Origin of the sequence: Acinetobacter sp. P1(2025) (assembly GCF_051390655.1) — a bacterium.
GTDB classification, from domain to species: Bacteria; Pseudomonadota; Gammaproteobacteria; order Pseudomonadales; family Moraxellaceae; genus Acinetobacter; species Acinetobacter junii.
The window spans coordinates 1-18,816 of the sequence record NZ_JBPKBJ010000029.1 but is presented as its reverse complement, the minus strand read 5'-3'; the positions used below and the strand labels follow the sequence as shown (position 1 = coordinate 18,816).

16 protein-coding genes are annotated in these 18,816 nt (G+C 37.6%); all 16 read right to left on the bottom strand.

Annotated features, from left to right (window positions below):
• Positions 1-4: 4 nt before the first annotated feature.
• The 16 genes from galE to tviB all read right to left on the bottom strand — a co-directional run bounded on the left by galE (position 5) and on the right by tviB (position 18,605).
• Positions 5-1,024: a UDP-glucose 4-epimerase GalE gene (gene galE / locus ACSC97_RS09080; protein ID WP_126038892.1), complete on the bottom strand. Its 1,020-nt coding sequence runs from the start codon at positions 1,022-1,024 to the stop codon at positions 5-7.
• The gene (gene pgi / locus ACSC97_RS09075) at positions 1,017-2,690 is read right to left on the bottom strand and encodes a glucose-6-phosphate isomerase (protein WP_436660540.1); all 1,674 of its coding nucleotides are present in this window, start codon (positions 2,688-2,690) and stop codon (positions 1,017-1,019) included. The genes galE and pgi overlap by 8 nt, the downstream gene beginning before the upstream one ends.
• The gene (locus ACSC97_RS09070) at positions 2,687-3,943 is read right to left on the bottom strand and encodes a nucleotide sugar dehydrogenase (RefSeq protein ID WP_436660538.1); all 1,257 of its coding nucleotides are present in this window, start codon (positions 3,941-3,943) and stop codon (positions 2,687-2,689) included. Before ACSC97_RS09070 ends, pgi begins: the two co-directional genes overlap by 4 nt.
• A 19-nt stretch (positions 3,944-3,962) precedes the next feature.
• Positions 3,963-4,832 carry a UTP--glucose-1-phosphate uridylyltransferase GalU gene (gene galU, locus ACSC97_RS09065; protein ID WP_436660536.1) on the bottom strand — a complete coding sequence of 290 codons (870 nt, stop codon included), beginning with the start codon at positions 4,830-4,832 and terminating at the stop codon, positions 3,963-3,965.
• 24 nt (positions 4,833-4,856) lie between these two features.
• Positions 4,857-6,731: a polysaccharide biosynthesis protein gene (locus tag ACSC97_RS09060; RefSeq protein WP_436660534.1), complete on the bottom strand. Its 1,875-nt coding sequence runs from the start codon at positions 6,729-6,731 to the stop codon at positions 4,857-4,859.
• Between the two features lie 253 nt (positions 6,732-6,984).
• On the bottom strand, positions 6,985-8,160 hold the full coding sequence (locus ACSC97_RS09055) for a DegT/DnrJ/EryC1/StrS family aminotransferase (protein WP_436660532.1): 1,176 nt from the start codon (positions 8,158-8,160) through the stop codon (positions 6,985-6,987).
• Positions 8,161-8,193: 33 nt separating this feature from the next.
• On the bottom strand, positions 8,194-8,841 hold the full coding sequence (locus tag ACSC97_RS09050) for a NeuD/PglB/VioB family sugar acetyltransferase (RefSeq protein ID WP_436660530.1): 648 nt from the start codon (positions 8,839-8,841) through the stop codon (positions 8,194-8,196).
• Entirely contained in the window at positions 8,838-9,446 is a 609-nt protein-coding gene (locus tag ACSC97_RS09045) for a sugar transferase (protein WP_436660528.1), read from the bottom strand. The genes ACSC97_RS09050 and ACSC97_RS09045 overlap by 4 nt, the downstream gene beginning before the upstream one ends.
• A 61-nt stretch (positions 9,447-9,507) precedes the next feature.
• Positions 9,508-10,695, bottom strand: coding sequence for a glycosyltransferase (locus ACSC97_RS09040; protein WP_436660526.1), 1,188 nt, complete (start codon positions 10,693-10,695; stop codon positions 9,508-9,510).
• A gap of 58 nt (positions 10,696-10,753) precedes the next feature.
• Positions 10,754-11,911: a hypothetical protein gene (locus tag ACSC97_RS09035; RefSeq protein ID WP_436660524.1), complete on the bottom strand. Its 1,158-nt coding sequence runs from the start codon at positions 11,909-11,911 to the stop codon at positions 10,754-10,756.
• A gap of 28 nt (positions 11,912-11,939) precedes the next feature.
• A complete protein-coding gene (locus ACSC97_RS09030; protein ID WP_436660522.1) occupies positions 11,940-13,205 on the bottom strand; it encodes a lipopolysaccharide biosynthesis protein in 1,266 nt (421 codons plus the stop codon).
• Positions 13,206-13,246: 41 nt separating this feature from the next.
• On the bottom strand, positions 13,247-14,356 hold the full coding sequence (locus ACSC97_RS09025; RefSeq protein ID WP_436660520.1) for a glycosyltransferase: 1,110 nt from the start codon (positions 14,354-14,356) through the stop codon (positions 13,247-13,249).
• The gene (locus ACSC97_RS09020; protein WP_436660518.1) at positions 14,349-15,440 is read right to left on the bottom strand and encodes a DegT/DnrJ/EryC1/StrS family aminotransferase; all 1,092 of its coding nucleotides are present in this window, start codon (positions 15,438-15,440) and stop codon (positions 14,349-14,351) included. The genes ACSC97_RS09025 and ACSC97_RS09020 overlap by 8 nt, the downstream gene beginning before the upstream one ends.
• Positions 15,433-16,332 (bottom strand): DapH/DapD/GlmU-related protein, encoded by a 900-nt coding sequence (locus tag ACSC97_RS09015; protein WP_368779725.1) that lies wholly within the window; start codon positions 16,330-16,332, stop codon positions 15,433-15,435. The genes ACSC97_RS09020 and ACSC97_RS09015 overlap by 8 nt, the downstream gene beginning before the upstream one ends.
• Complete coding sequence (locus ACSC97_RS09010; protein ID WP_436660515.1) at positions 16,316-17,278, bottom strand: Gfo/Idh/MocA family protein; 963 nt, start codon at positions 17,276-17,278, stop codon at positions 16,316-16,318. Before ACSC97_RS09010 ends, ACSC97_RS09015 begins: the two co-directional genes overlap by 17 nt.
• A gap of 28 nt (positions 17,279-17,306) precedes the next feature.
• Positions 17,307-18,605 (bottom strand): Vi polysaccharide biosynthesis UDP-N-acetylglucosamine C-6 dehydrogenase TviB, encoded by a 1,299-nt coding sequence (gene tviB / locus ACSC97_RS09005; protein WP_436660513.1) that lies wholly within the window; start codon positions 18,603-18,605, stop codon positions 17,307-17,309.
• Positions 18,606-18,816: the final 211 nt, after the last annotated feature.

The window sequence follows — 18,816 nt, the reverse complement described above, 5'->3', positions numbered from 1 at the left end:
CAAATTAATCGCGATAGCCTTGTGGATTCTGCTTCTGCCAATTCCAACTGTCTGCCAACATATCTTCTAGTTTATATTTTGGTTTCCATCCCAGTTCACTCACCGCTCGAGCATTATTCGCAAAAGATGTTGCCACATCACCTGAGCGACGTGGCGCAACTTCATAAGCAACAGCAACGCCATTCACTTGCTCAAAAGTATTTTTCACTTCCAGAACAGACGAACCATTACCCGTTCCCACATTCCAAGCTCTACAACCTTTAGCTGCCAAACGATTATTCAATGCACATAAATGCGCATTTGCCAAATCTACAACGTGGATATAATCACGAACACCAGTACCATCAACCGTATCGTAATCATCGCCATAAATTGAAAGTTTTTCACGACGACCAACCGCAACTTGCGTCACATAAGGCATCAAATTATTTGGAATACCTTGAGGGTCTTCGCCAATACGACCACTTTTATGCGCACCAACTGGATTAAAATAACGTAAAAGTGCGATTGACCAACGCCCATCAGCAATAGAAAGCTTTTCTAATAATTGTTCAACAATCAGCTTAGTATACCCATAGTTATTGGACGGCATACCTGTCGGCATCGTTTCATCCAGAGGTGAAATATTCCCTTCATCATAAACTGTCGCTGAAGAACTAAATACCAAATTAAATACATTGGCACGTTCCATTGCTTGAACCAATTGTATTGATCCTGCAATATTATTATCAAAATAAGTTAGTGGTATTTGCTGGCTTTCACCTACTGCTTTTAATCCAGCAAAATGAATCACCGCATCAATTTGATGTGAAGAAAAAGTTTGATCCAAATCATTTTGAATGCGAATATCACCTTGAATAAACTTAAGCGTTTTTCCAGTTAACTCCTGAACACGTTTTAATGACTCTTCCGAGCTATTTGAAAGGTTATCGAGCACAATCACATCATGTCCAGCGTCAAGGAGTTCAACACAGGTATGTGAACCGATATAACCTGCCCCACCAGTCACTAAAATATTAGCCATCTAATTTTCCTAATAAAATTTTTAACAAACCCTGAGTCGAAACATCTAAAGCAGATAAATCTTGTTGTTGCCCATTTAAAATCGGCAGTAACTGGTTGGCAATTTCCTTGCCCTTTTCAACACCCCATTGATCGAAAGGGTTAATATTCCAAAGTACGGATTGTACAAATACTTTATGTTCATACATTGCGATGAGCATACCTAAGCTATAAGGATTGAGCTCCTGCATTAAAATTGTTGTACTTGGCTGGTTACCCTCATATTTTTTATATTCAGGCAAAGAGGCCAATTCGCTTTGATCCAATGCTTGATTACCGAATGCCAATAAACGTGACTGTGCTAAACAATTTGAAAGTGCCAAATGATGTTGTTCAATTAATGCCTCAGCATTATCCACATAGGTAAACTGATTTGCGTTATAACGTTGTATTGGGGCAATGAAGTCACAACTCACCGAATGTGTACCTTGATGCAACAGTTGATAAAATGCATGTTGTGCATTCGGCCCAACCTCGCCCCACACAATCGGACAAGTATCCCATTCAACCTTTTCACCATTACGTTGGATCGACTTCCCATTCGATTCCATTTCAAGCTGCTGTAAATATGAAGCAAAGTATTTGAGGCGACCGTCATAAGGCAAAACAGCATGGGTTTGAATGTCTAAGAAATTATTGTTCCAAGCGCCTAAAAGCCCCATCAAAACAGGAATGTTCTGCTGAAAAGGGGCATGTTGAAAATGCTGGTCAATCGCATAAGCGCCCGCTAAAAACTGCTTAAACCCATCCACCCCAATAGTTAAAGCAATTGGAAGTCCAATACACGACCACAGAGAATAGCGGCCACCCACCCAATCCCACAATAAAAATTGATTCTCAGGCGCGATCCCCCAAGCAGTCATTTTTTCGGGCTTGGTCGATACGCCAATAAAATGGTGCTTTAAGGTTTGAGCCTCTTGGCCTAATGCTTTTTCAAGCCACAGACGTACCGTTTGAGCATTGGAGAGTGTATCAATCGTACCAAATGACTTTGATGAGATAATAAACAAGGTTGTTTCTGGACGCAGCTTATGCAGAAGCTCTGAAAGCTGACTACCATCTATTGTTGAAACAAAATGTAGATTTAAAGGCTTTTGTGTCGATTTTTTAAAGTCAGATAATGCATGGCTGACCATCAGCGGCCCTAGGTCAGAGCCCCCCACACCAATATTGACCACATCTTGAATCACCTCACCCGTCGCCCCCCGGTATTGGCCCTCGTGAATTTTGTTGACCAATGCATACATTTTTTGCAGTTGTTCATGAATCTGATCGGCAATAGCCTGATGCTGTTGATCGTATTGCGGTAAACGTAAAGCCCAATGCATGGCTGAGCGGTGTTCAGTATAGTTAATCGCTGTACTTGAGAATAAAGTTTTAATCCAACTGGTTAAATCTCGTGCCTGCGCCCACTGCACTAAAGAATCAACTGCCGTTCGGTCAATACGATGTTTACTAAAATCAAAAATAATCGGCTCTAATACGACAGAGAGCTGCTCAAAACGCGTCGAATCATCTGCAAAAAGATCATTCAGATGATGCTGTTCAAAATGAGCTTTCAAGCCCTGCAGTCGGGCAATTGCTGTATTAATATCTTCAACGGGATATGGTTTCTTTTTATTCTTCATCGCCCTACACCCTGATAGGCAAAGCCTTGGGCTTTGACATAGCATGGATCATAAATATTGCGACCATCTAAAATCAGTGGGTGCTGCATTTTTTTGAGTAATTCTGGGTAATTAGGGCTCCAGTACTGCTTCCAAGCAGTTAATAAGCACAAAGCATGTGCTCCCTCAACGGCCTCATATTGATCGGTACAGTAAATCAAATCTTCTCGATACCCATAATGTTTTTCAATTTCTGCCAATGCCTGAGGATCATGCAATTTGACCACCATATTTTGTGCCCAAAGCGCTTTTAACATGGCATGAATTGGAGACTGCTGAATGCGAGACGTGTTTTCTTTAAATGAGGCCCCCCAAATTGCAATCACCTTACTCGCTAAATCCCCATGATAATAATTCCATAATTTACGGAAGAGAATTTCTTTTTGCTGCTCATTGATATCCCAAACTTGCGCCAATAACTGGCTCTTCGCTCCAGTCCCCGAAACAGTATTTGCCAAGGTTAGGACATCATGAGAGAAGTTCTCACCACCAAAGCCAGCCCCTGGATAAAGATATGAAGCACCAATTCTGCTATCTGCTGCCAAGCCTTGACGTACATGCTCAATATCGATACCTAACTTTTCAGCCACCACGGCCAAATCGTTAATATAACTGATGCGCGTCGCCAACATGCCTGAAACACTGAGTTTAGTAAACTCGGCATCTAAAACGGGCATAAACAAATATTGTTGTTCTCTTGGAAATAAAGGACGAAGTAACTCTCGAATTTTAATTTGACTCGTTTCACTTGAACAGCCCACTGTCAGTTGTTTTGCCTGAACTAGGCTTTGTAAAGCATTACCTTCTTGGATTACGTCAGGCAAATACACCCAATCATCGTCCGATAAGATTTTTTCAAATTTTTCAGTACCATGTAACCCTAAAGTCGAGGCATTGATCATCAATTTAGGATGAATAATAGGACGCTGTTTGAGTTCTTTTAAAATTTCGATGCCTTGCGATTCTTCTGTCGGACTCAGACTAAAAAAGTAAGCATCGATATCGAGAGGAATCGCATTAAAATTGCAGTATTGGAGAAATCCACTTTTTTCTTGCTTATGGAGTAGATTGATCACAGCATCATCTTGGGTATAGGCTTGCTCTGAAGCCAACCTTTTTAGGATATCGCACCAAAAGACCTGATGTCCACATTCAGCCAACAATGCCGCCATAACACCTGAATACAGGGTTTGTCCAAATACTGCAACTTTCATAAGAGTTTCCCGCTGATCATTAAAGCTCTTGGATAAGCGCTTTAAATGCCTCACCCAACTTCGGGTGATCGACCCCATAATGCAAAACGGCTTTTAAATAACCCAGTTTACTTCCGCAGTCAAAGGTTTGGCCTTTCATACGATAGGCTTCAACTGTATTGGTCTGTTGTAGCATGGCAATTGCATCAGTTAATTGAATTTCATTGCCTGCTCCTTTAGGGGTATTTTCGAGCAAGGTCATAATTTCTGCAGGCAAGACATAACGTCCCACCACCGATAAATTAGAAGGTGCCGTGCCGACTGCAGGTTTTTCGACAATGCCCTGCATCACGGTACTTTCACCTTCTGCGGGTGCAGTGGCTACATCGACAATACCGTATTGATCGACCAGATGATCTGGCACTGCTTCGACCATAATCTGTGCGGCATGGCTTTGCTCAAAACGCTGAATCATGCGTGCCAAGTCATTTTGTGCAGCATCATCTTTAACCAATACATCGGGTAACAGCACTGCAAAAGCGTCATTACCCACTACAGATTTAGCACATAAAACCGCATGCCCTAAGCCTAAAGGTTGTGGCTGACGTACACTCACAACACTGACATGGGCAGGTAAAATTTCGGTAATCTCTTTGAGCAAATCCAGTTTTTGTTTTTGTGCTAATGTGGTTTCTAGCTCAAAGTTACGATCAAAGTAGTTTTCAATGGAGGCTTTAGAGGAATGGGTCACCAAAATAATTTGCTCAATCCCTGCTGCAACTGCCTCGCGTACTACATATTCAATCGCAGGACGATCAACTACGGTCACCATTTCTTTGGGAATGGCTTTACTGGCTGGCAGAAAACGGGTGCCTAAACCTGCAACGGGTAAAATGGCTTTTTTAATCATATGTCTTAACCTGATCTCGATATTTTAATTTACTTTGACTTCTTTACCACGGACATAACCATCCACATAGTGTTCAAGCTGTGCCAAAGCCCAGTCGATATCACTTTGAATTGCTGTTAAGTCATGCATACGCTCAAACACCAACAACAATTCATCCAACGGATACATTTTTTCATAAGAACGCAAAATCCGGCTGTGTTGTGTCACTTCGGTATTATCGGCATCAATCAACAATTCTTCGTAGAGTTTTTCGCCTGGACGTAAGCCTGAATATTGAATTTCAATATCACCTTCCTGACTGCCTGTTTCACGTACTTTTAATCCACTCAATGCAATCATTTGACGGGCCAAATCCTGAATGCGTACAGGCTCCCCCATATCCAGCAGGAATACATCGCCCCCCTGACCCAAAGCACCCGCCTGAATCACCAATTGCGAGGCTTCTGGAATGGTCATAAAGTAACGGGTGACTTCAGGATGAGTCACGGTAATAGGCCCACCTTTGGCAATTTGCTGTTTAAACAACGGCACCACCGAACCCGACGAACCCAAAACATTCCCAAAGCGGACAATGCTAATTTGGGTCTGATCTTGCGCTTCTGCCATGGCCTGACAATACAACTCTGCCATACGTTTAGACGCGCCCATGACATTGGTCGGACGCACGGCTTTATCGGTAGAAATGAGCACAAAGGTTTCTACCCCTTTTTTAACTGCGGCATTTAAGCTAAATGCCGTACCAATTGCATTATTTTTCAAGCCTGCCAATGGGTTACACTCCACCAAAGGCACGTGTTTGTAGGCAGCAGCATGGTACACAGTTTGAATCGCATACTGTTCCATCACCCGTTCCAGTTTGGCCTGATCGAGCACTGAACCTAAAATCGGGATAATGGTGACATCGCTATTTAAGCGTAATTCTTTGTCAATGCTATACAACGCAAATTCGGTCAGTTCATAAATCACCAAGGCTTTGGGTTTATTTTTGACAATTTGGCGACACAGTTCAGAACCAATGGAACCACCCGCGCCTGTGACCAAGACCATTTTATTTTGAATATTTTTAGCCAACAGTTCGGGTACTGGCGGCACAGGGTCACGCCCGAGCAAGTCAATAATATCAACTTCCTGAATATCCGATACGTGAATTTCACCATCGACCAGTTTGGTCAGTCCTGGAATTTCGGTAATTTTAATATGTGCAGGTTCTAAAAATTTGACGATCTCGCTTTTACGCATCCGCCCCACTGAAGGCAATGCAATCAAAATTTCATCAATATGCTTTTTCGGCATGACTTTTAATGCTGTTTCTGCATCATAGACTTTTAAACGGCCCAACTGTTGTCCAGTGAGTGATGGATCATCATCAATAAACAACACGGGTAAGTGTTCATCGGAATTGTAGAGTGCTCCTGCAATTTGCTGTCCTGCATTGCCTGCACCATAAATCGCCACACGTTTTTTTTGTATATCGGCCTGTAAATAAGAACGCACGATAAAGCGAATAAAACCACGGCTAAACCAAACCCAAGCGAACATGAGAAAGCCGAACATAAGCGGAATAGAAGTGGGAATAAAGGCATCGGTAAAATATGCCAACGCATATAACCCTGCCACAGTCAAAGCCGTACCCACCCCCAATTTGACCATAAACAGTTCGCTGTAGGTACGCACAATAAAGCGATACACCCCAAAAATAAACAGCGATACAACGGCAATCACACTTGCCCATACCGAACCAAAAGCCAAATTGGGCACCACTTCTGCGCCTAGGTCAAACTGGCGAATGGCATAACATAGCCACAGCAAGACAGGAAATACACAGAAGTCCAGCACCATTAAAAATGCGAGTTTGACTAAGCGGGGGGATTCTACAGCAGGTTCGATAATGGATTTCACGGGATGAGGCTTCTCAATATTTTTTTACTGAAAATTGTCTATATACCTTAAATAGGCAATTTTCAGTTCACACTATTTTTATGAAAGTAAAATATATCATTTACATATTTTACTCTATTTTCGGTTTCAAGATTAGGTAACTCTATCGCATGAATAGTCTAGTGATGTAAATACACCAACTCATCTGACGCAGCCCTTTAAGCTCTATCACAAGATGAAGATCACCACTTGAGGACTGCATCATCAGTATGGCTTAGCCTGCCATCTGTTGTATCACCTGCTGAATCGCCGCAATAGTTTTTGTGATACTGTCATCGCTTAAGTTTGGATGGACCAAGAACATTAAACTGGTTTCGCCCAATTGCTGTGCATTTGCTAAACGCTGTGCAGGTCGCCATGTTGTACCATCAAAGGCGTGTTCCAAATATACTTCTGAACATGAGCCACTAAAACAAGGGACATTTTGGGCATTAATTTCCTGCATGATACGATCACGTGACCAATCTGCGGGTAACTGTTCGCTATTGACCTGCACATAGCACTTGTAGTTGGCATGTACATAGTCACTGTCTGGGTAATGCACAGTAAAATATGGACTGTCCTGAAAGGCTGCCAAAATACGCTGTGCATGCTCGGTACGTTTTTGTGTCCATTCTGGCATGCGCTGTAATTGTATACGTCCAATCACCGCTTGCATTTCCATCATGCGCCAGTTGGTACCAAACGAATCATGTAACCAACGAAAACCTGGTGGATGCTCTTTGTTATAAATACTGTCGAAGTTTTTGCCATGATCTTTATAAGACCACATTTTTTTCCATAGCTGTTCATCATTGGTGGTGACCATACCGCCTTCACCACCTGTGGTCATAATTTTGTCCTGACAAAACGACCATGCACCAATATGTCCGATAGAACCAGCCGATTTACCTTTGTATTTTGCGCCGTGTGCCTGTGCACAGTCTTCAATCACATATAGCCCTTTATCCGCAGCCAGTTGCATAATGGGGTCCATATCACACATCCAGCCTGCCAAATGCACACAAATAATGGCTTTAGTATTTGGAGTCAGTACTGCTTCAATAGTACGGGCAGAAATGTTTTGTGAATCAAGCTCCACATCGGCAAAGATGGGGTTGGCACCTGCTGTCACAATTGAACTGGCAGAAGCTAAAAAAGTACGGGAAGTGACAATCACGTCATCCCCTGCTGCAATGCCTAATGCCTTAAGCGCGACATCTAAAGCAACTGTACCGTTGGCAAGTGCTACTGCATATTGAGTTCCCGCAAACTGTGCAAATTCTTTTTCGAATTCACGGCATTCTTGTCCCGTCCAGTAATTGACTTTATTGGAAAGCAAGACTTGCGATACGGCATTGGCTTCTTCTTGACTAAAGCTTGGCCATGGTTCAAATGCAGTATTTAACATTACCTATTCCTAGATTTTAAAAAGTTTGAAAAATTATTTTTTCTCTAAAATTCGTGCCGGATTGCCGATCACTGTCACACCCGCAGGAACATCTTTGGTCACCACCGCACCCATTCCAACAATAGCACCTTTACCGATCACGAGAGGTTTATCTGGCGTACCCTGTTTAATGACAGCGCCTGTGCCAATATAGGCATGGTCTTCAATGACAATGTTGCCATTACAACTAACGCGCGGGGAAAAAGTGACAAAGTCACCAATCGTACAATCATGCCCAACGTAAGAATAAGCACTAATATGACAATGCTTTCCAATCTTTACGTTGTCAGTGAGCAAACAATATACAAATAAAATCAAGCCCTCTTTAGCATTTGCTGTTTCATAAGCGATTGCGTTATCAGCTACTATTTCAACAAACCCTATACCGTCTGATTCGCACTTATTCGCAAGCTTTTCTCTAACTTTTGAGTCTGCCACTGCAATAACAATTTTTTTTGATGCAGCTTTAACTGACTTAAAATCTTCATAGGTCATTACTAGGAAGCCATTAACTTGTTCTTGTTGAATCCCATCATCTACAAAAACAAACTCTGAATTATCACTAAGGTAATTTGATTTCAGTACAGGCATAATTTCTCTGCCAAATCCACCAGCACTATAGACTGCATAAATATGTTTCATGATTTTTCATCCTTTTGTTTACCTTCAAATCTAGTCATAGTCGCCTCGCCCTCTGCACTAATGTCATCTTTAGCCAGCACTTTATGCACGGTTTGAAACATAATTTTAAAATCAAGCAGTGTGGACTGGTTGTCTACATACCACGTGTCTAGCTTAAATTTTTCATCCCAACTAATTGCATTACGTCCATTGACCTGTGCATGCCCTGTCATACCTGGACGCACGTTATGACGTTTGGCTTGCTCTGGACTATACAGCGGTAAATATTCCATCAGCAATGGCCGTGGCCCCACCACGCTCATATCACCTTTAATCACATTCCATAGCTCGGGCATTTCATCCAGACTGGTAGCGCGTAACATTTTGCCAAATGGCGTTAAGCGCTCGCTGTCTGGTAGGCTATTACCTTGGGCATCGACGGCATCGCGCATGGTACGAAATTTAATCATTTCAAAGGGTTTTCCATGCAAACCGGGACGAACCTGACGAAACAGCACAGGCGAGCCCAAGTTTTTTTTCACCTTGTATGCAACAATCGCATAAAGTGGTGAAAGCAGGATCAGGGCAATAGAAGCAATGATAATATCGAGTAAGCGTTTGAACATGGGTAACCTAAATTAACTTATATCAAATTTGATATTGAGGAAATAAATAATATCTAACATTTTACTCAACTAGTCTTTCTACTAAATCCATGATCTTCATATAAGATATCTCCCGTAGGAAGAATTCTTTTGCAATTTTCTTATTTATTTCAGACATTTTTTTTAATAAATGTCTATTCTCAGATAAGAATATTAATTTTTTAGCTAAATCTTTATAATCACCTGACTGATAATGCACCCCCCCCCCCATAGCTAACAACTCCTGAACTTCTAAATTTTCCTGACAGCTTAAAATAGGAAGTCCACAACAAAAATAATCTGACAACTTGTTGGTAATTGATTGCTGGGCAGTTGAACGAATAGGATTAATAGCTATATCAGAATATTTCAATTTTTCCATTGCATGATCATATGCCATAGTCCCTCTAAACTTAACATATCCACCTAATTCTGAATTTAATTTTTTCAATCTTTCTTCGTGGGGACCTGTTCCTATAAATTCAATTTCTACTTGATCATGGCATAAAGTTGAGGCTCTCACTATTGTTTCCAAATCATAACTACCCGCCATCGTTCCTATATATGTAGCGATCATTTTTTTCTGATTTGGTTTCTTGATTTCAGAATTAAAGTGTAAATTATCTGCTCCAATGTAAACCACTTCTTTATATTGATTATCAAGATGATTTATATCTGCTCTGTTCATATAAGTTTCAGACACAGCAACTAAAGCATCAGCATGAGCATAGGTATGATTTGCATACTTTGTGATTGGGGATAAAATTAATTTTCCCAAATGATTAGACAACAATGGTATCGGTCCAAATATTGATTCAGGCCAAATATCTTGTATATCCATGACTAACTTAAAACCTAATGTTTCTTTCAATTCTCCAAGAATATAGTTGGTTTTTATTAATGGATAAGCCGAATAAACCAAATCATATTTACACTGATTAGTTAGCATAAATTTTTGAAAATTCTCACAAAATTCATGATGACTTTTTAATCTTCCAAAGCTAACATTCACCCTATATCCAGGCTCATCTAATAAAATTACCTTTATACCATCTAAACTTTTTCTTTCACTACGATGAGACTTTAAAATGTGACAAAATCTGCTCGTTACTAAGGTTACATCATATTTTTTACTTAATATCTTAGCAATAGCAATGAAACGGTTTGCCCCTGGCTCATCAGGAAATGTAACATAAGGAGCAACAACTAAAATTTTTTCTCTTAATTGCATAAAGCCCTCAATTTAATAAAAAAAACTAGATTTTATCACAAAAAATAAAGCAAAAATATTACTTTTTTGAACTTAAGTTTATATAAATCCCTAAAAAAAAGAAAAAGTATGGAAAAGCATATGCCCTTGAGAAAACCATAGATAATAAACAAAAAATTAAAGGCATAAGGAGAAAAAAATATTCCTTTTCTTTAAAAGATTTTATTAGTGTCCAAAAAATTAGAAAAATTATGGGTAAAAAAACAAATAAACCATAATCATCTAATAAAAATAAAATATTATGAATATAGTTACCACCACCTTCTTCTTCCTTTAGTCTAGTATAAAGATTACCAGTAAAGGGGTTAACAGAAATACGTTCTAACCCTAAATTTAAAAAAATTGTTCTCGCATCATCTCCACCTGATGAAGATTCCACGGTATACCCGATCCGTGTATCCGAAAAACTTTCATAAAAACTATGTGTTTTACTTAAATTCCCAACTACAATAATTAAAGAAAAAACTAAAACTATTAATGAAAATATAGATGTAGTTTTGATTTTCAGACTAATTAAACTATATGTATAAAATATAAAAACTGCTGCTAAAAAGAATACCAAGGAGGATCTTGAGCCAATATACAAAAGAGTTATTGCACCCAAAATCAATAAACCAAACTTTAAAAAATTAGATTTTATTATTGGTATAATTAATAGCAAAATAATCGAATAAACATCAGCAATCCTAAGATATGCACCATATTCATTTAACTGAGCCCATACATCCTTTAAAAAAAACTGAGTATATAAAACAACTCCAGTTACCACACATAAGGTAAAACAAAAACACTGATTAACTATTTTTTTAAACTTTACATAATAAAGACCTGAGTAAAATAATAAAAAATACATAAAAAAAGATGTAAAAAACGCATTAAAAACTACTAAATTAAATTTAGAAGTATGATAAAAAATAAAATTCAAACATACAGAGATAATAAAGAAAGAAAAAAAACAAACCAAGATTATTTTAGGATATTTATTTAATTGATTAATTCTAATAGGAAAAAATAATAAAGCCAATAGTAAAACAGGAAATGCTATTATTGTTGCAGATGGAACAGGTATATTATAGAGATAAGCAAGAATATCACTAATTAACTTAAGTGGAAATACTAAAATAATTAAAAGCAAACCCAAATAATCACCTACGAATCTTCTCATAGAATCATTCATGATAATATCTGTTCTAATCATATTAAAGTTAACTCTTATCAAGGGTACCTAATACTACAAAAAGGTAAATAGAATAAAACAAAAAACCTGTAACTGCATAAGTTTCAAATATAAAATTAGAAAAAAAAGAACCTGCAACAACCACTGCTCCAACTCTTAGAACAAATCCTAATGATTGTAAAAAAAGAGAAATTTTTTGATTATTTGTTATATGTAGCGACATAGAAATAGGTGATGTAATAAACTGCATAAAGAACCACGGTATCATCCAACTCATCATCACTCCAACTCTAGACCATTCCTCACCTAGAAATATAGGAATAATACAAGGAAATAAGAAAAACCCTAATAACATGGGTATTAAGCTCACCCTAATAAGGTTAATAATTATTTCATGCGTAAATTTTTTTAAGTTATTTTCTCGATATTTGTTCCCAGCTTCACTCAAATAAACCTGTGCAACTGATTGACCAACTAAAGACATAGGTGCTGATAGCAATTGGCTTGCTAACATTAAAAAACCAACCTCAGGTCCTACGCTATAAAAAGCTATTAACAAAATAGGCAGTTGTATTGAAGATGCATTAAAAACACCTTCCAACACTGAATATTGAGGGAATTTTTTATACCTTTTAAATATTGCCATCAACTTAAATTTATTAATTCTTCTTAAATTTTCTCCATTTTCTTTAAAAAATCTTCTCCCAATTACAAAAAAACCGCTACTAATTCTAATTATGTATCCTAAAATCAAAGCTAAGAATGCAGGAGAAATTAATCCATATACTATTTGAAAAATAGTACTAAAACCTGTTTGCATTAATCTTGTTTTAGATACTAGAATAAATTCTTTTTTTCTAGTACTCCAGTATTGGAAGGTGTTATAAAATCCAATTAACAACCCTCCTAATGGTATCAACCAATAATAATCAAGAAGTTTAGTATCAATAATATTTTTAAGAAAGTTTTGACCTAGGAATAATAACAAAAAAATAATAAAGTTAATTACCAATGTACTCATCAATGCCAAGATCACCAAGATAACTGCATGTTTATCCAGTTTAGGTAAAGGTATAGCTATCTCAAACCTCAAACAAACTAAAACACTAATAATGCTCAAAATGGAGATATAGACTGCCAAGACACTAAAATCATTTGGATCATACAATCTAGTAATTATTGGTAATGTACAAATAAATATTAAATGAGAGAATGCAGTACCCGTTATTAAAATCATAACCGACTTCAACATTCCATTTAAAGAGTTTATTTTATTTCGAATATTACTAATCAAATTCAATTCCTAAAATTAAATATATGATTTTTTTATTAAAATCATAGTTTCTCATATAAAGAAATTAATTTTTTCGCATAATTTTGAGGATCACATTCCTTTATAATCAAATCATAAGCATTTTCTACATATAATTCAGTTTGCTCTTTATCTTCAATCGTTTGCAATATTGCTTTTGCCATAGCTTCAGTATTTCTCGGCTCAACCAAATGACCCGTTTGGTTATTAATCACAATTTCACCAATAGCTGAAGCAGCATAGGCACATACTGGAGTTTTTGTTAGCATTGCTTCTATAATTGCATTAGATACCCCTGCACCAGAATCACCATCTACAACAATAGGGCTAACAAAAACATCTACCTTTTGCATGAAATCTTCAACATCCACAATATTGCCCATGAAGCTGATTTTATGTTGAATATTCATATTCTCAGCTAAACATTCCAATTCTTTTCTATGCGGTCCATCTCCACCAATAATAAACTGAATATTTTGCGGAAATTCTTTGGACTCATTTATATATTTAGCTATTTCTAAAAATAAATCCACACACCTATCCGCTCTTAAAGCCGATAATGTCCCAACTGTAATAAAATTTTTAGACAATTTTTCTTTAGGTGCAGTATCCGGATTTAATCGATAAGCATTATAAACATAAGATGTATGTAGCGGTTCAAATCCATATCGAATTAATTTTTTTTGTTCTAATTTACAATTACCCAACCCTCTAATATCCATTCTATTAAATAAAGGTACAACATATTTATAAGTTGAGTGATTTAACCCTCGAGAGGTCCAGAATATTTTTAGATTTTTATTTTTTGAAAAAAATTTAGCCACCCATAACATAGGTATAGGCCTAGCCATTTGTGCATGTATCACATTAATATGATATTTATTTACCACATAAATAACTTTTAATATGTATTGCAATATTTTTATTGGATTTTTCGTATGAGATATTACATCAAACTGTTTAATATCTAATTGATTAATCGATTCAGATAAAGGGCCTTTCTTACCCAAGACATAAACATCTTGAACATATGATTTCAGTTCTTTGGCTGTGATATAAGTTGCTATTTCTGTTCCACCCACTTTCCCCATATCACTTACTAATAAAACACGTAATTCTTCATTATTAGTCATATAGAGCTCCAAATGAGCTTACAATTTTCTCTTGCGCTTCAATAGTCAAATAAGGATGCATCGGCAAACTCATTACACGTTCAGCGACCAAATCACCTACAGATAACACTGCATTATCATCTGCTACAGCAGGCTGTTTATTTAAGGGAATTGGATAATGCACCGCAGTCGGAATACCCTGAGATTTTAACTTTTCTTGTACTTCGCTACGATTATCTACTTGAATCGTATATTGCGCCCATGCACTTTGGTTATGCATTTCAATAAACGGAGTTGTTAAAATACCTGCTTCATTGAAAAGCTTAGTATAAGTATCCGCCACACGCTGACGCGCCTGCATTTCATCGTCCAAAATTGCCAGTTTGGGTAACAAAATAGCCGCTTGCAACGTATCTAGACGGCTATTTACCCCAACACGAATGTGATGGTAACGACGGTCTTGCCCATGACGTGCAATCTGACGAATCACTTTAGCAAGCTCTTCATCGTTGGTAAAAATAGCGCCACCATCGCCATAGCAACCTAAAGGCTTACTTGGAAAAAAGCTGGTACAGGCAACAGTACTTAAATTACAGCTTTTACGCCCTTTGTAAGTCGCACCAAAACTTTGTGCAGCATCTTCAATCACGGGAATATTATATTTAGCAGCAATTGCATTAATTGCATCAAAATCAGCACATTGTCCATACAGACTTACTGGAATAATTGCTTTAGTGCGTGGTGTAATGACTGCTTCTAGTTGTTCTACATCTAAGTTATAGGTTTTTGGGTTCACATCTACATATACAGGTGTCGCCCCCAATACAGCCACAGTTTCTGCTGTTGCAATATATGTAAAACCTGGGGTAATGACTTCATCCCCTGGCCCTATACCAAATGCCATTTGAGCAATTTGCAAAGCATCTGTACCATTAGCACAAGTAATACAATATTTAGCACCCACATAAGTCGCTAACTTTTCTTCTAGTTCTGCAACTTCAGGCCCTAATATATACTGACCATGTGCCAATACCCGCTGAATACCCGCATCAATTTCAGCTTTAATACGTGACTGCTGTGCTTTTAAATCAATAAATTCAATCATTGCTAAGAGACCTTTTAAAGTTCTTTAAAAACTTTTGATGTGGTATAGCAAAGTTACCCGTCACAGTTTCACCCTGTTTTACGCCACGAGTTACAACTGCCCCCAAAGTAATAAAACAATTATCTTCCAATACAATACGGTTCGTAATCACTGCAGAAGGACCAATCCATACCTTATTACCGATATCCACATTTCCACCAATCATAGCATGGGCAACAATTAAGCACTCTTTACCACATTGCACTCCATGTGCATAATGAACAAAGGCATCTAATTTAGTGCTCTCTCCAATAATAGTCGGTCTATAAGAAAACCCTTTTGCCACATGACTATTTGCACCTATCTCAACATTATCATGAATAATAACTTCACCATTATGTGCTACTGATAAAATTCCGTGAGATGTCTTTTTGTGCTCAAACCCATCAGTTCCAACCACACTACCAGCACGAATAATTACATTATCACCAATAGTTACATCAGAAAGAATTGTTACATTTGGATCAATTTTACAATTCTTGCCGATTTTAACCCCCACAGGGCTAACATACGCTTGAGGGCTTATTTCACTACTAGAGTCTATAATTGTTGTCTGTCTTTCCTGATTTTTCGCCAAGTAATCAACAATAGAGAAAAAGAACCATTTGGGCTCATCAACTACTACTAAATCAATATCTGCTCGGATTAAACCACTTGAAGCAATTTCTTGAGTACAAAAAATACCTTTTATACTATTATTATTATTTAATTGAGGAACATACTTTTGATCCTCAATGAATGATAATAAGTTATTTTCCGAGGTAGTAACTAATAACCCTACATCATCATAATCAAACATATTTTGAAAAAGCTGGTGAGTCGCTTGGAAAACCACATCATTTGTAATTTTCATTAGTTTTCACCTTTGCTAATAGAGGGTGTGGGTTGCTTGGATTTTCAAGAACTGGAGCAACACGAATCACTTCAACCGTTTCAATTGCTGCACGGTTTTCTTCTACGCCATAGCCTTTACCAGACAAAATACGTTGGTAACTTTGGGTGTGTAAGTCGGTAAAACCACCTGAAAACTCAAGCTCTTCATTTTCAATAGTAATACTACGGTAGGTTAATTTCTCACCTTGCACCGCATTTTCAGGTAAATTTTGGGCATCAATCGACAAGAACCAGCGTACACGGGCACGTTCATACTCTAAATAACCCGATGCGGTTTTTTCATCACGATAATGCACTTCATTCTTCACAATTTTGCCAAAAATAAAGTGCAGCATGTCATAAAAGTGCACACCAATATTGGTTGCCACGCCACCCGATTTATTATCTACTCCTTTCCATGATTTTAAATACCACTTACCACGTGAGGTTAAATAAGTTAAATCTACATCAAAAATTTTACCTGCAGGTGCAGCCTGAACTTTATCACGCAACTCGATAATAGAAGGGTGTAAACGCAACTGTAAAATCGAGTTTACTTTTGCACCATATTGTTTTTCGTACTCTGCTAGCATATTCAAATCTTCAGAGTTTAAAACTAACGGCTTTTCACAAATCACTTCAATGCCGTTTTTTAATGCATATTTCATATGCGGCGCGTGTAAATAGTTTGGTGAACATATCGCAACATAATCCAGCTTTTCACCTTTTAATTTTTGATCTTCCACATATGCTTGAAATTCTTCAAATTCGGTAAAAAACTCTGCTTCTGGAAAATGACTATCCATAATACCCACAGAATCATTTACATCCATTGCAGCCGCTAAAGTATTCCCTGTTTCCTTAATCGCTTTTAAATGACGTGGAGCGATATATCCCGCAGCACCAATAAGGGCAAATTTTTTCATGATAAATAACTTCTTTTAAATTTCTAAATTAAAGACGGAAAACTGTAAAGCCTTGAGCAGTCATGTCATCTTGATTAAACAGACTTTTTACATCTGCCAAGACAGGCTGTTCAGTTTTTACAAAGGCACGTAATTGCTCAGAACTTAAAGCGCGAAATTGATGATGTCCAACAGCAACAATTAAACTATCTACAGGATGTTCAGCATCTACCTGTACCAGCTCAATACCGTATTCATGCTTAACTTCTTCAGCATCTGCCCAAGGGTCACACACAGATACTTTTATTCCCCATTGTTCAAACTCTTTAATCACATCTACAATTTTACTATTACGAATATCTGGACAGTTTTCTTTAAAAGTAATTCCTAAAATACCAACGGTTGCTTGAGTTACATCAATATTATTTTTGACCATTCTTTTAATTGTTGCACGTGCCACATAACGTGCCATATTGTCATTAATACGACGACCAGCCAAAATCACTTGTGGGTTGTAACCAACTTCTTCCGCTTTATGGGTTAAATAATACGGATCCACCCCAATACAATGTCCTCCAACCAAACCGGGACGGAAAGGCAAGAAGTTCCATTTACTGCCAGCTGCTTCTAAAACATCAATGGTATCAATACCTAAACGATCAAAAATAACTGATAGCTCGTTCACCAAAGCAATATTTAAGTCACGCTGGGTATTTTCAATGACTTTTGCAGCCTCTGCTACTTTAATACTAGCAGCTTTATGTGTACCTGCTGTAATAATGCTGTTATAAACAGCATCTACCAAGTCAGCAACGATCGGCGTACTGCCACTGGTGATTTTTTTAATTTTAGTTAGGGTATTTATTTTATCACCCGGATTAATTCGTTCAGGGCTATAGCCAGCAAAGAAATCTTCATTAAATTTAAGGCCTGATACTTTCTCTAAAACTGGGATACAGATTTCTTCAGTAGCACCTGGGTATACAGTCGATTCATAAACCACAACATCCCCAGCTTTTAGCACTTTGCCAATAGTTTCACTGGCTTTTTGTAATGGGGTCAAATCAGGACGGTTAACATTGTCAATGGGTGTAGGCACAGTGACAATAAAAAAATTACAGCTCCTTAAATCTTCAAAATTTGCAGAATAACTCAGTTGATTAGCTTGTTTTAATTCTTCTGGGGAAACTTCGAGAGTATGATCTTGGCCATTTTTGAGTTCATCAATTCGCTTTTGGTAGATATCAAAACCCACTACAGGTACTTTTTTTCCAAATTCCACCGCTAAAGGTAAGCCGACATAGCCTAGACCAATCACGGCAATCTTGAGTTCTGACAAAGTTAGCATTTTTGAGCCTTGCTTATTTATATAATCTAAGAGGGTAAGTAAATAAAAAACGACTAGAACTATACCAGAAAAATTAAGCATTTTTTATTACTAATTTTATCTTTGTACACGACAAAAAAAGATAACTCATTGAAATAATGGCATAATACTTGTTTTCTGACGACGAATATGATGACACATTTCAATGAGTTACATCTCATCTTAAACAAAT

What these genes read in the sequence shown, in the direction of transcription:
- ACSC97_RS09045 (WP_436660528.1), bottom strand. Translation starts at nt 9,446, where the DNA reads ATGTTCAAACGCTTACTCGATATTATCATTGCTTCTATTGCCCTGATC.
- ACSC97_RS09010 (WP_436660515.1), bottom strand. Translation starts at nt 17,278, where the DNA reads ATGAAAAAATTTGCCCTTATTGGTGCTGCGGGATATATCGCTCCACGT.
- ACSC97_RS09070 (WP_436660538.1), bottom strand. Translation starts at nt 3,943, where the DNA reads ATGAAAGTTGCAGTATTTGGACAAACCCTGTATTCAGGTGTTATGGCG.
- ACSC97_RS09040 (WP_436660526.1), bottom strand. Translation starts at nt 10,695, where the DNA reads ATGCAATTAAGAGAAAAAATTTTAGTTGTTGCTCCTTATGTTACATTT.
- tviB (WP_436660513.1), bottom strand. Translation starts at nt 18,605, where the DNA reads ATGCTAACTTTGTCAGAACTCAAGATTGCCGTGATTGGTCTAGGCTAT.
- ACSC97_RS09025 (WP_436660520.1), bottom strand. Translation starts at nt 14,356, where the DNA reads ATGACTAATAATGAAGAATTACGTGTTTTATTAGTAAGTGATATGGGG.
- ACSC97_RS09020 (WP_436660518.1), bottom strand. Translation starts at nt 15,440, where the DNA reads ATGATTGAATTTATTGATTTAAAAGCACAGCAGTCACGTATTAAAGCT.
- ACSC97_RS09055 (WP_436660532.1), bottom strand. Translation starts at nt 8,160, where the DNA reads ATGTTAAATACTGCATTTGAACCATGGCCAAGCTTTAGTCAAGAAGAA.
- ACSC97_RS09050 (WP_436660530.1), bottom strand. Translation starts at nt 8,841, where the DNA reads ATGAAACATATTTATGCAGTCTATAGTGCTGGTGGATTTGGCAGAGAA.
- galE (WP_126038892.1), bottom strand. Translation starts at nt 1,024, where the DNA reads ATGGCTAATATTTTAGTGACTGGTGGGGCAGGTTATATCGGTTCACAT.
- galU (WP_436660536.1), bottom strand. Translation starts at nt 4,832, where the DNA reads ATGATTAAAAAAGCCATTTTACCCGTTGCAGGTTTAGGCACCCGTTTT.
- pgi (WP_436660540.1), bottom strand. Translation starts at nt 2,690, where the DNA reads ATGAAGAATAAAAAGAAACCATATCCCGTTGAAGATATTAATACAGCA.
- ACSC97_RS09015 (WP_368779725.1), bottom strand. Translation starts at nt 16,332, where the DNA reads ATGAAAATTACAAATGATGTGGTTTTCCAAGCGACTCACCAGCTTTTT.
- ACSC97_RS09035 (WP_436660524.1), bottom strand. Translation starts at nt 11,911, where the DNA reads ATGAATGATTCTATGAGAAGATTCGTAGGTGATTATTTGGGTTTGCTT.